The sequence below is a fragment of the Methanosarcina sp. genome (assembly GCF_049706645.1).
GTDB lineage: Archaea > Halobacteriota > Methanosarcinia > Methanosarcinales > Methanosarcinaceae > Methanosarcina.
The window spans coordinates 198,940-210,892 of sequence record NZ_JBNAKP010000010.1 but is presented as its reverse complement, the minus strand read 5'-3'; the positions used below and the strand labels follow the sequence as shown (position 1 = coordinate 210,892).

The following is an 11,953-nucleotide window of genomic DNA, read 5'->3' as shown; positions in this document are numbered from 1 at the left end:
GGACTGTAATTTTAATTCTCGCTATTACACCCGGACTTTCGAGCACTGACTATAGCACTTGTTTTACCTGAATGTCATTCCAGGTTCGAGATCTGCTCAAAACCTACAGGAGCAAAACCTTGTTCTTGATCCTCAATTCTTCTGGCAGAAATACCCTCCAGCTCAAAGACGAAAACCTCAACTACCATAAAAACTTCGCTCTCACCTCTCAAGCACCCAAGTTTTACGTTATCTCCTCTGCCTGCGCCTGCATGCAGGTGGATTTTCGGTTTTCCATCCTTTAAAAAAATATCTCCTATACCCAGAACCTCATGGGCATCATCAAAGCCGAACCATACAGGTTCCGGCGGTGTCTTACTTTCTTTCGGGCCCGTAACAAGCTTTGCTTCTTTTAACGCGCCCAGCAGCATAAAAACAGCAGATTCGATGCGCTCCAGTTCAGCAAGTTTGATAAGCTCCAGAATCAGGTCATCTCCGTGATCGATCCTGACGGTAAATACCCTGCCTATTCTTCCTTTTGCGTACTCCATCTTTTCCCCTCACTGATCTGTAATTTTCCCGTCTACAAGTCTGATAATCCTATCGGCTTTTGAGGCCAGGTCTTCATTATGAGTAACCACGATAAAGGTCTGATTATACTCCCTGTTCAGCCGCCTGAGCAACTCATAGATCAGGTCACCCGTTTTTGTATCAAGGTTGCCTGTAGGCTCGTCCCCCAGTACGATTGCAGGCGAGCAGCTCAGCGCCCTTGCTACTGCAACTCTCTGGTTCTGTCCTCCTGAAAGTTCACCGGGTTTATGATCCATCCGGTCTTCAAGCCCTACTTCCTTCAGGAGTTTTTCGGCAATTTCTTTTGCTTCTTTCCTGCTTTTTCCCGCAATTAAGAGCGGCATTATTACATTTTCCAGGGCCGTAAAATCCGGAAGCAGGTGATGGTACTGGAAGACGAAGCCGAGCATCCTGTTCCGCAACTCGGAGCGTTCCTTATCCGACATTTTCGTTACATCTCTGCCGTCTATCAGGAGCGTCCCCGAACTTGGGGTGTCCAGCAGGCCTATCAGATGCATAAGAGTGCTTTTACCTGAACCCGATGGCCCGACAACGGCCACAAATTCCCCTTTTTTGATTCTTAAATTTGCATTGTCGAGCGCGCTAAATTCCATTCCGTTTTTATATATTTTTGTCAGGTTTTTAAGCTCGATAATTGGGCTTTCTTCAGTCATGCTTTTCCTGCGTATTCAAAACCATTGTAATAAAAATAGAGGGCCTCTTAAGTAAATAGCTTTTGGGCAGAGCGCAAGATCCTGCGGAAAAACGTTATTCTGATGCAGCCTCCTCTTTATTTTCTCTTTTATTTAGAGACGAAATCCCTGCATTCTGTCCTTCCATTTCACACGTTTACTCCATTCCTTTTGCTTACAATATAAGCTGCTGTGAGAATTAAACTGCAGCCAAGGAAAGTCGAGATATAGAGCGGATTTTTAAGAACAGTAATATCAAAGAAAATTCCGGAGACCGGCTCGACCAGGGCAAGAATACTTCCTGTCTGTGCCGTGATTCCTGAGATCCCTCTGAGGTAAATTACGGCCGCGAAGGTAATGGTTAAGCCGAAGAGAAGCAGGGTATCGAGGTTTCTAACGAAGGCGGCAGGTGGAGTGGCGAGTGCAGCCGGCAGCATGAAGAGAAGGCTTATTCCGGTCAGCCAGAAAGTCTGAGCTATCCCTGAGTAATCATCCCTGAGATACCGGATCGTTATTATAGTCGCACCGAATGACAGCCCTGACAGCAGCCCAAAGATAAGGCCTTTCTGGAAATCAGGGCCCGTATCCACCAGAATTTCTCCCGGGCGGGCAATCAGTAAAACTCCTGCAATTGCGAGCAGGAGGGGGAGAAAGCTGTCGCTTCCTCTATGTTCCCCGAGAATAGAGGGAGCAAGTAAATTAACATATACCGGAGCCGTGTAAAGCAGGAGGACGGCAACCGAGACTCCGCTATATCGGATAGATGAAAAATAACACATTCCTGTTATCGCGTTTAAAAGTCCCAGGAGCAGAAGGTACCTTCTTTTCTTTTCGGGTTTCAGCTGTCCAAGCCCTCGATTGAACAGCAGGTAAATAAAAACCACACAAAGCCCAAAAAAGAGCCTGGAGAAAAGGATAGATCCGGCTGACATGTCCTCAATTCTATCCAGAAAGATCCCGATCGTGCCATAAATTATGCTGCCAGTTATAACCTCCAAATACGGTTTTAAAGAGTTTTCCTGCGCAGTCATGGTCGAGAATTAAAAGCTTGCAGATATATACTTTTTTGGGCGTCGGGAAAATACAGGATCAGAATCCTTGAAGTAGGGTTTAAAATTGAAGGAAAATTTAAAAAATATAAATAAAAATAAAAGATAGGGTTAAAAGATAAAATTTATTTATTGTGTACTCTTAAAACAGGTTTTTTCCTGACAAAAGTTCTTTTGCCAAAGTTTATTCTGTCCCAAAAGACTAATTTTTTCAGGGAGACCGAATCGTCCAGGCTTATAACAATTGCCGCGGCAAGGATGAAAATACAGCCGATAAGCATTCCGTGGTGAATCGGGTTTCCTAGTACCGTATAGTCGAAGAATATACAGGAGACCGGCTCAAGCAGGGTAAGGATACTGCCTGTAATAGCGCTCACTCCTGTTACACCCCTTATATAAAACACTGCCCCGATGCCTGTAATCAGTACCCCGAAGAGCATAAGGACTGGTAGGTTTGAGGCAAGCACATCTCTTGGGACGGAAACTGCAAATGGTGAAAGGAAAAACAGGCTGACTATACTTTGCCAGAAGAGCTGGGTAAGCCCATTATATTCATTTCGGAGGTATCGAACCGAGATTATTACGCCACTGCTGAAGAGGCCTCCTGTAAGCCCGAAAAGTACTCCTTTAAGATAATTGCTCCCAAAATCAAGCTGTTCAAAGCCTCCTTCCGGCCTTGTTACATAGAAAACGCCTACCAGGCCCAGGAAAAGAGCAAGAATCGTTTTTCCCGTATTTTTTTCTCCCAGCAGGAGAGGGGCAAGAATGGTTAGATAAATCGGGTCCGTATAGAGCAGCAGAACGGCTGAAGAAGCTCCTAGGTAACGAATTGCAGAATAATAGGAAAACATTTGCGAAACATAAAAGATTCCCAGGAGGAGCAGGTAATTTTTCTTTCTTTTTAGAGCAAGCTGACCTAAATTTCCGGTAATTGCAAGGTAAAATAAGATGGCTGAGAGTCCGAAGAGGACTCTGTAAAAAATAATTGAGCCTACGGACATATCCCCCAGCCATTGCATGTAAATTCCGACAGTACCGTAAATAATGCAGGCGGTTAAGAGTTCAAAGTGGTGTTTAAAGGCGGCAGTCATAGTTTATTTAGAGGGAACGAATGTATATATATTTTTAGTAAGATAATACTTTCTAATAATTATTAGTCAGTTCGGCGTGCGGGTTACAAATTCAATCTTGAGAGCATAACGATCTTTACAGGTTACAAGTTCGGTCTTGGGATCAGATATCATTTTACAGGCTACAGTTCAGTTTTGAGGTTTTTGCAGGCTAAGCACAACACGCTGCCTGCTTCCCGTCCTGTAGATAGTAAGCCCTTTGAGCCCCTGTTTCCAGGCATAAATTAAAGCTTGCTTGATGTCCTCTTTTCCTGCGGAATCGGGCATATTGATAGTTTTCGAAATTCCGGCATGGCAATGCCGTTGAAATGCTGCCTGCACATCAATATGAGCTTTCCAATCGATATCAAGCGCCGACCTGAAAAGCCGCTTTTCTTCTTCATTTACGAGTTCCGGGTTTTCCACATTCTGCAGGGTACCGTACTTATAGACGTGCTCAAGAAGCCAGTTAAAGTCAGTTTCCGACAGTTTTGATTTGAAATGTGCCGTGAAAAACGGATGAACAAGCGTAAATTCCTTGCCTACGGTCTGGGTCCGCCTGTATACCCAGCTGAAAACAGGTTCAATTCCTGCCGAACAACTGGCAAGAATGCTGATTGTGCCTGTCGGAGCGACCGCGGTTAAGGCTGCATTTCTTATAGGAAGTTCCCATGTGGAATCCTCATATTCCGGAAAAGGCTCTTTTTCCGCAGCAAGTTTTCTTGATTCCCTGATTGCAGCCCAGGTGATTTGTTCCATAAGCTTTTCCGAAAGCTCGAGAGCTTCCGGGGAGTCATAGGGCAGCCCAAGCTTTAAAAGCATATCGTGAAGCCCCATTACCCCAAGCCCTACTTTCCGGGTCTTCTTTGTTGCAGCCTCGATCTCCGGAACAGGATAGGTATTCTTATCAATTTCGTTATCCAGGAAGCGGATAGCTTTTCCGGCCACTTCCCTGAGAAAATCCCAGTTTACTTTTCCGTCTACAACGAAAAGTGAAAGATTTATGCTGCCCAGGTTGCAGGATTCAAAAGGCAGAAGCGGCTCTTCTCCGCAGGGATTCGTTGCCGAGATATCTCCAAGTGCAGGCGTGAAGTTATCCCTGTTTATACGGTCATAAAAAAGAATTCCCGGTTCGCCGTTTCTCCAGATCCCCTCGACAATCTCGGAAAATATGCGCCCTACAGTCACGCCTGTTTGCCTGTTCCAGATCTCATCGGCTCTATCGGCTTCAACGAGTTCCATGAAAGCATCAGGCACCATAACCGAGAGATTGAAATTTCTCAACTCTCCTTCAACATGTTTTGCACTGATGAAAGAAAGGATATCATTGTGGGAAATGTCAAGGATACCCATATTGGCTCCCCGGCGCCTCCCGAACTGTTTTACGATTTCAGTTGCCTCATTAAAAAATTTCATGACGGCTACAGGGCCGCTCGTCGCCTCTTCCCCACAGGAGCTGGAGGAACCGCCAGGGCGTATTTTCGAAAAATCGAAGCCTGTGCCTCCTCCGGTTTTCTGGATCAGGGCTGCGGTTTTAACCGAATCGAAAATCTCCTCAACACTATCTTCCACAGGAATTACAAAACAGGCTGCAAACTGTCCGAGTTCGGTGCCTGCATTCATGAGTGTGGGCGAGCTCGGAAGAAAAATCTTTCTGACCATCAGGTCTTTAAATTCCAGAGACTCGTCCTCAGTTACTGTAATTGCCTCTGCAACTCTCTTGCAGACGTCCTCCCAATCTTTTTCCCCCTCACGCAGATACCTGGCTTTAAGGGTTTCACTGGCCAGAAAATCTAACCCTTCTTCTGTTTCCCACACAAAAATCTCTTCTCCTGTGAACATTCAGCAGGCTTCAGTCTCCGCTAAAAGAAGTTATATTCATATTGGACGGGCTTTTTTATCATTGTATCCGAAAATCCGATCAGAATTTATGATCAGAAAGAAGGATTCAGAAAAAGATAGAAAGTATAGGATAGAGAGTAAAAAATAGAAAATAGAAAAATTGCAGAGCAGGGATTGCCCTGAAGTGCAAGAAGTTTCAGACCAGTTCAGCCTTTATGATTTTCACTTCGGTTTTCGGGCGGTCCTGGCGGTCAGTTTTCACCTTTCCGATCGAATCCACGACATCCATGCCTTCAACTATCTTCCCGAAGACAGGGTGCATCTTGTCGAGATAATTGTTGTTGACAAGATTGATGAAGAACTGGCTGCCGCCTGTGTTCGGACCTGCGTTTGCCATGGATAGAGTTCCCCTTTCGTTCCGGTTGTGATTCGTGAATTCATCCGGAATCTCATAGCCTGGCCCGCCCATGCCTGTGCCTGTCGGGTCTCCGCCCTGGATCATAAATTTGTCGATAACCCTGTGGAAAACAACTCCGTCGTAGAAGCCTTTCTCCACGAGTTTTGCGAAATTCCCTGCCGTAATCGGCATGTCCTCAAATAGCTCGATTGTTACGTCACCCATAGTGGTATGCAGAACCACTTTCTTTCCCTTCCATACAGCCATTATTTTTCCTCTGCCAGTCTTTGAGTTTTATTTTTGTTTGTGCCGGTCTTTTTGTCGGCTTTTTGTGCATTCTATGCTCACCTTACATGTAAATGCTTCGCTGCCCGAGTCCCGTCTCGGGAGGACGGGGTCCGTTTCACTCACTTCGTTCGCTCAAGCGGAATATTTACAAATAAAGAAACTGAGTTGTGCTCAGGAGAGCTCAGGAGAACTAATTTACTGGGAGGAAAAATTATGTTTCAGTTCAATAAGAGGGATAATTCATGAATAAACAATATTACTTTTCTTGCTCAGGCGAATTAACAGCTTAGAAATAAGATAATGTCTCAATCTTAGTATCTACTTTTAACAGTCCGTTTATCTTTTTGAAGGCCTTCTACTTGTTCTATAACTTTATACGAATGATTAAACTTTTATAGCCAGGTTGGGTTATTTATAACAATGGGAAATTCTATTAAATTGCGAGAAGTAATAGTGGGGGAAACTATATGAACAGACGCCGGATTTTTTACCTGCGGATAGCAGTAATTCTTCTGGTTATGCTATCAATGCTACCGGTTTCAGTAGCGTTAAACTATGAGATGGAGAATATTCTGGGGGATAAAGTCGGTCAAACCGATCTTACATCGAGATACAATGAAATTGAGCGAATGGAAAGGGAAATACTCCTGAGTTTCGATTTGCTTGCATCCGTGCTTCAAATATCTGACAATAATCTTGACCCGATAAATGAAATCCCGAACTCCGAGCTTGAGGGAGATAATTTTCTGCAGCCTGAGGCCAATGGGACGGATACAGGCATAGAAACAGTAAATTCCATAGTTACTGTGCTGAAATCGAATCCAGAAAACCTGAGTGAGATGCAGGAAGCCCTGATTTCCTTAAATGAAAACGTGGCAGAACTTAACTCAAGCGTTGGGTACCTGGATGGCATGATTGAAGCTGCTAATTCGACGTCTGGAGAAAGTTACAGTACTGTGCCTGCGAGTGAAGATATATCCCGAAGCCTGGGGGCATGGTAGAGGTTCTTGACTGAAATTCGATACTCACATTCGATGCTCACATTCAATGCTCAAATTCGACACTCAAACTCGATACTCAAACTCGATACTCAAACTCGATGCTTAAATCGGGGTGTCGTTATTGAATTTGTGGCTTAATAGACAGGTATTTAGAAAATAGACGGGTCGATAATTTAATATGTTTAAGCCGATGATCTTGTCGGCAGATTAATTTCTTTTTTGGTGATACTCAGTAAATCAGAGAATGTTACTCTGGGGGAGAGTAAACAATATCTCTCAGTCGATCCTGTTTTGCACTACGATCCTGTTTTGTACACGGTACTGTTTTGCATGACGGTACGGTTTGGCCGATTGGCTTTGAGCAAATAAATAAGAAAATATAAGTGGTGTTTCAGTGCCAGTCAAAACTAAATCGGTTAGGCATTAACCCTTGTAACTAACTGCTCGATGAAAATTCCCGTAAAAAATAACATAAAAAATTCTATATCAATAAGAAGTTACATGGTTGAATTGAGAAATCAATATTTATACCTTCAACTGTCTAAAGCATGGGTTTAATTAAAAAGTCTATTTTGCTTGATTTTGGATTTAAACTGCGTAAGTCTATTAATAGGTAAACCTGCTAATAATATTCCTATTTCCTGGTTCTTGTTTCCTGGGGAATTTGCGAGGGGGAGGAGATTCCCCTTGCATTCCTGATTTGCTGGTTTTTAGTATTTTGCCTTATCACCGGAAGCATCAAATTCTGCCTTGCGCTCTTCGGCCAGCATTGTTGTACTTCCTGCTTTTATCGCATACCAGCAACCATCTAATCCGGCAAAGGTGGACATTAAACCAGCCATTGCATTCCCGGCAAAATTTCCTCCGTAGCTTGTCTTACTGGTATCAAACTGCCAGAGTATCATTCCATCGCTCTGCACCCATTTTCCGGCAAGGCCCTGTGACGGAATATTGAAAGTGCCATTGTTATTGAAAGTTATTCCCACCTGAACGTAGCTTCCACTGCATCCCCAGTCATAATGAAATGTCCACTGCCCAACAACTGCCATATTTATCACCTGGTTTTTAGATTATATCGCTATTATTTGTCGCGAGTTAACAAATTTAATGCTTAATTTTAACTATTTTATGCTCGGTTTTAAATCTTATATGCGGCAAATTTCCAATATATCCTTATATGCTGCATAAAAAATGATACTTTTTGAATGCTTCTATCTTAACTGAACCCAGATGTGTTAATTTTACCCTGCTTTCTGCAGGTAATTAATTTTTTTCTTAACATTTTTACTGGTCGCGTTTCGTCAACCGGCTCAATATAAGATACTTACTATAATTGGAAATAATAATATAAAATTGCCAGAGAAGATGTAATTAGAAACTATATTATTAGGCTTCTCTTTTTTGGATTCGCTTTTCTAACACACAGCCGGGCTTTGTGGTCTGTTTTTATCACCATAAACAGGAAATAACCGCTTCTGTCAAAAGTACAGCCAAAAAGCAGTAATTTTACAGAATGATTGTATACCGGTGTAGATTGCCATATGACTTCTTTTGGTTAATTTAAACACGTTTTTATTAGAGATTAACAGGCCTGACTTCTCCCAACTTTCGATTAAAGGCCTTAATTTTAAAACAAGTCTCTTGTAGATCTCTTTTCTGTTTTTCGTACCTTAATTTGATAGAAGAATGCATTTTAAGGTTTGTGTAACCTTACGAAATATTAACGAGAGAATTTAAAGAGTTTGTAAGGTTGTGGATTAAGCTTCTACACTGCAATTTGAAGCAGAATACGGTTTGTTTATTGATATACACTAATTCTGGCCCCTATTCTCATAGTGGTTCAGGCACATATCAACTCCACATACTTTACAGAACCCTCGTCCAAAACCTTTTTATAGAAAGTACTTCATTAGACGTTGATGTACACAAATATACCTTAGTGATAAATAATGCACGCTTCGATCCTCCATATCCTCAACACAACAAAAACCCGCATCCGGACTTTCGGGCCGCAGATATATCCTGAAAGCACGAAGGCAGGGTTTGAGAAAAGGGACTTTTTCTCTGCGGTGGCAGATGCAAAGGCCGATGGGCGAGTGCCTGTAATTGCAGAGGTCAAGCCCGCATCGCCAGGGAAAACTTTCAGGGATATCACGCCTGCAACGGCTGCCGAGCTCGCCTGGGAGATGGAAGAAGCCGGAGCTGTTGCAGTTTCGGTCCTGACCGAGCCCGGAGTGTTCCGGGGTTCGCTTGAAAACCTGGATGCAGTCCGAAAAAAGGTATGCTTGCCGGTCCTGAGAAAAGATTTCATTATTGACAGGGCACAGCTTGAAGAAACCGAAAGCGATCTTGTGCTGCTGATTGCAGGTATTCTTGGGGGAGAACTTGGCTCTTTTGTCGAGCTTGCCCTTGAAAAGGGATTTGAGCCGCTGGTTGAGGTTCACGATAGAAAAGAACTTGATTCTGCCCTGGAAACCGATGCAAGAGTTATAGGCATTAATAACCGGGACTTTGAAACACTTAAAATCAAGCTCGGCACCACAGAAGAACTGGCATCCCTTATCCGGGAATACGACCTTGACCACGGAACAAAGCATCTTATAATAAGCGAAAGCGGAATGAACAGCACAGGGGATGTAAGAAGGGTAATCCAGGCAGGAGTGGATGCCGTGCTGATAGGGTCTGCACTTATGGAAAGTGCTTCTGTTTTTGATAAAACGAGAGAATTTGTCCAGAGCGTTTGCTGGCGTTAATAACTGTTTTTCCAGATTTTTTCGGAGCTTTCAGCCTGCTGGACAGGGTTGAAAAATCCACACAAAATCCATTCAAAACTAAATTTTGCTTCAATCATGACACCAAAAACCACAACGCCAGATGAAGTATCAAAATTATGCTACAGGATTACATCAAAAAGACAAGGGAGCAATTGAATTGACAGGAACTAAAGTTTCAGAATTTCCGACAGAAGACTCATGTTTAAATGAACTCGCAGGTTCGAAGAAAAATTCGAAAAGCGGTGAAACAGGCCAGGTAAAAGGAAAATACGGGAAATACGGGGGACAGTACGTACCCGAAGTCCTTATGCCGGCCTTAGAAGAACTGGAAGCAGGATACGAGCAGTACAAAAACGACCCAGAATTTCTTGCCGAGCTTGACCATTACCTGCAGGATTTTGCAGGCAGGAAGACCCCACTCTATTTTGCCCGGAACCTGAGCAAAAAGTACGGGTCAAAGATTTACCTTAAACGGGAAGACCTTGTGCACGGAGGGGCACACAAGTTAAACAATGCCATTGGGCAGGCCCTGCTTGCAAAATACATGGGGAAAACCAGACTAATTGCCGAAACCGGTGCAGGCCAGCATGGGACTGCAACAGCTATGGCAGGGGCGAATCTCGGGTTTGAAACCGTTGTGTACATGGGTGCCAAAGATATCAAACGCCAGCAGATGAACGCATACCGCATGGAACTCATGGGCACGGAAGTAAAACCCGTGGAGACCGGCTCAAAAACCCTTAAGGATGCCATTAACGAGGCATTCAGGGACTGGGTCACGAACATCGGAAACACGCATTACCTTATAGGCTCGGTTGTGGGGCCTCATCCCTATCCTGTAATAGTAAGGGATTTCCAGAGCGTTATAGGGCGCGAAGTAAAGGAACAGATTTTGCAAAAAGAAGGGCGCATGCCTGATTCCATTATTGCCTGTGCAGGTGGCGGAAGTAATGCAATGGGAATTTTCCACCCCTTTGTAGAGAATACGGAAGTCAAACTTATTGCTGTCGAAGCCGGAGGAAAATCCCTGAAATGTACGGAAAAAGCAGCCCTTCACTCAGCCTGCCTCTGTGCAGGAGAAGAAGGGATCCTGCACGGAGCAAGAACAAAAGTACTGCAGGATAAAAACGGGCAGATCCTTGAATCCGAATCCGTTTCTGCAGGGCTTGACTACTCAGGGGTCGGGCCTGAACTGGCTTACCTGTCCGAGAGCGGCCGGGTTACAGCCCGGTATGCGACCGACAATGAAGCCCTTGAAGCTTTCCATGAGCTCAGCAGGCTTGAAGGAATAATTCCTGCATTGGAATCTTCCCATGCCCTTGCTTACCTGAAGAAAGCGTCGGAAACCGGGGAACTGGGAGAGGTAGTTGTCGTAAACCTTTCCGGAAGAGGCGATAAGGATCTGGAAACCGTCCTGGGCCTGAGAGGGGGGATCTGAGATGGAAAGGCAAAAAATCTCCGAAAAATTCTCCGAACTCAGGGAAAGAGAAGAAGGAGCCCTGATTTGCTACATAATGGCAGGAGATCCTTCCGTAGAAAGAACCGGGGAGATTGTAAAGGCTCTGGTCGACGGGGGCGCGGATATCATAGAACTGGGTTTCCCATTTTCAGACCCTGTAGCGGACGGCCCGACCATCCAGGTGGCAGGCCAGCGGGCACTTGCAGCCGGCATGGATACGCAGCGTTATTTTGAGCTTGTTAAAGCCCTTGATGTCCGGATTCCCCTTGTTTGCATGACCTATTACAATCCTGTGTTCAGGTACGGAGTGGAAAAATTTGTAGAACAGGCTGCAGACGCCGGAGTAAGCGGATTGATAGTGCCCGATATCCCGGTAGAAGAAGCGGCTGACCTGAAAACCAGCTGTGAGAAGCACGGGCTTGACCTGATCTTTCTGGTTGCGCCCACAACAACCGAAGGAAGGGTCCGAAAAATCCTGGAAAAGGGCTCAGGTTTCCTTTACCTTGTCTCAAGGCTTGGTGTCACGGGCGCCAGGGAAGATATCTCGTCATCTACCAAAGAGCTGCTTTCCAGAATAGAAACCGGGCTTCCAAAGGCTGTGGGATTCGGGATATCCACAGGAAAGCAGGCTGCAGAAGTTAGAGAAGCAGGAGCGGATGCAGTCATAGTCGGCTCGGCTTTTGTCAGGATTATAGAAGAGGGGAAAGACGTAAACGAAAGGCTGGAAGCCCTTGCAAAAGAGCTCAAATCCGGGATAAGGAGAGCCAGTTGAAGGAAAAAACCCGGAATATAA

The 11,953-nt window shown here is 44.5% G+C and carries 11 protein-coding genes; 4 read left to right on the top strand and 7 right to left on the bottom strand.

Annotation, left to right across the window (positions count from 1 at the left end; translation table 11 throughout):
• Positions 1–74 precede the first annotated feature (74 nt).
• The 6 genes from ACPK8D_RS04340 to ACPK8D_RS04315 form a co-directional block, all read right to left on the bottom strand.
• Complete coding sequence (locus tag ACPK8D_RS04340; RefSeq protein ID WP_424716612.1) at positions 75–530, bottom strand: PPC domain-containing DNA-binding protein; 456 nt, start codon at positions 528–530, stop codon at positions 75–77.
• A gap of 9 nt (positions 531–539) precedes the next feature.
• A complete protein-coding gene (locus ACPK8D_RS04335; protein WP_424716611.1) occupies positions 540–1,223 on the bottom strand; it encodes an ABC transporter ATP-binding protein in 684 nt (227 codons plus the stop codon).
• 167 nt (positions 1,224–1,390) lie between these two features.
• Positions 1,391–2,272 (bottom strand): DMT family transporter, encoded by an 882-nt coding sequence (locus ACPK8D_RS04330; RefSeq protein WP_424716610.1) that lies wholly within the window; start codon positions 2,270–2,272, stop codon positions 1,391–1,393.
• Positions 2,273–2,415: 143 nt separating this feature from the next.
• Positions 2,416–3,381, bottom strand: coding sequence for a DMT family transporter (locus ACPK8D_RS04325; protein WP_424716609.1), 966 nt, complete (start codon positions 3,379–3,381; stop codon positions 2,416–2,418).
• A gap of 168 nt (positions 3,382–3,549) precedes the next feature.
• Positions 3,550–5,241 (bottom strand): adenosylcobalamin-dependent ribonucleoside-diphosphate reductase, encoded by a 1,692-nt coding sequence (locus tag ACPK8D_RS04320; protein ID WP_424716608.1) that lies wholly within the window; start codon positions 5,239–5,241, stop codon positions 3,550–3,552.
• A 196-nt stretch (positions 5,242–5,437) separates the two neighbouring features.
• Positions 5,438–5,905, bottom strand: a complete 468-nt coding sequence (locus ACPK8D_RS04315) for a peptidylprolyl isomerase (protein WP_424716607.1) — start codon at positions 5,903–5,905, stop codon at positions 5,438–5,440.
• Between the two features lie 488 nt (positions 5,906–6,393).
• On the opposite strand from ACPK8D_RS04315, the gene ACPK8D_RS04310 reads away from it, so the two are divergent.
• Complete coding sequence (locus tag ACPK8D_RS04310; protein ID WP_424716606.1) at positions 6,394–6,927, top strand: hypothetical protein; 534 nt, start codon at positions 6,394–6,396, stop codon at positions 6,925–6,927.
• A 710-nt stretch (positions 6,928–7,637) separates the two neighbouring features.
• Here ACPK8D_RS04310 and ACPK8D_RS04305 read toward each other — a convergent pair.
• Positions 7,638–7,976 carry a hypothetical protein gene (locus ACPK8D_RS04305; RefSeq protein ID WP_424716605.1) on the bottom strand — a complete coding sequence of 113 codons (339 nt, stop codon included), beginning with the start codon at positions 7,974–7,976 and terminating at the stop codon, positions 7,638–7,640.
• A gap of 900 nt (positions 7,977–8,876) precedes the next feature.
• Between ACPK8D_RS04305 and ACPK8D_RS04300 the strand changes: the two genes are divergently transcribed.
• The 3 genes from ACPK8D_RS04300 to trpA all read left to right on the top strand — a co-directional run bounded on the left by ACPK8D_RS04300 (position 8,877) and on the right by trpA (position 11,932).
• Positions 8,877–9,680 (top strand): indole-3-glycerol-phosphate synthase, encoded by an 804-nt coding sequence (locus tag ACPK8D_RS04300; RefSeq protein ID WP_424716604.1) that lies wholly within the window; start codon positions 8,877–8,879, stop codon positions 9,678–9,680.
• A gap of 178 nt (positions 9,681–9,858) precedes the next feature.
• Positions 9,859–11,139, top strand: coding sequence for a tryptophan synthase subunit beta (gene trpB / locus ACPK8D_RS04295; protein ID WP_424716603.1), 1,281 nt, complete (start codon positions 9,859–9,861; stop codon positions 11,137–11,139).
• 1 nt (position 11,140) lies between these two features.
• Positions 11,141–11,932 carry a tryptophan synthase subunit alpha gene (gene trpA, locus ACPK8D_RS04290; RefSeq protein WP_424716602.1) on the top strand — a complete coding sequence of 264 codons (792 nt, stop codon included), beginning with the start codon at positions 11,141–11,143 and terminating at the stop codon, positions 11,930–11,932.
• The last annotated feature ends 21 nt before the right edge of the window (positions 11,933–11,953 follow it).

Coding starts and splice junctions, on each gene's coding strand:
- ACPK8D_RS04300 (WP_424716604.1), top strand. CDS start 8,877: ATGCACGCTTCGATCCTCCATATCCTCAACACAACAAAAACCCGCATC.
- ACPK8D_RS04335 (WP_424716611.1), bottom strand. CDS start 1,223: ATGACTGAAGAAAGCCCAATTATCGAGCTTAAAAACCTGACAAAAATA.
- ACPK8D_RS04340 (WP_424716612.1), bottom strand. CDS start 530: ATGGAGTACGCAAAAGGAAGAATAGGCAGGGTATTTACCGTCAGGATC.
- ACPK8D_RS04330 (WP_424716610.1), bottom strand. CDS start 2,272: ATGACTGCGCAGGAAAACTCTTTAAAACCGTATTTGGAGGTTATAACT.
- ACPK8D_RS04320 (WP_424716608.1), bottom strand. CDS start 5,241: ATGTTCACAGGAGAAGAGATTTTTGTGTGGGAAACAGAAGAAGGGTTA.
- trpA (WP_424716602.1), top strand. CDS start 11,141: ATGGAAAGGCAAAAAATCTCCGAAAAATTCTCCGAACTCAGGGAAAGA.
- ACPK8D_RS04325 (WP_424716609.1), bottom strand. CDS start 3,381: ATGACTGCCGCCTTTAAACACCACTTTGAACTCTTAACCGCCTGCATT.
- ACPK8D_RS04310 (WP_424716606.1), top strand. CDS start 6,394: ATGAACAGACGCCGGATTTTTTACCTGCGGATAGCAGTAATTCTTCTG.
- ACPK8D_RS04315 (WP_424716607.1), bottom strand. CDS start 5,905: ATGGCTGTATGGAAGGGAAAGAAAGTGGTTCTGCATACCACTATGGGT.
- ACPK8D_RS04305 (WP_424716605.1), bottom strand. CDS start 7,976: ATGGCAGTTGTTGGGCAGTGGACATTTCATTATGACTGGGGATGCAGT.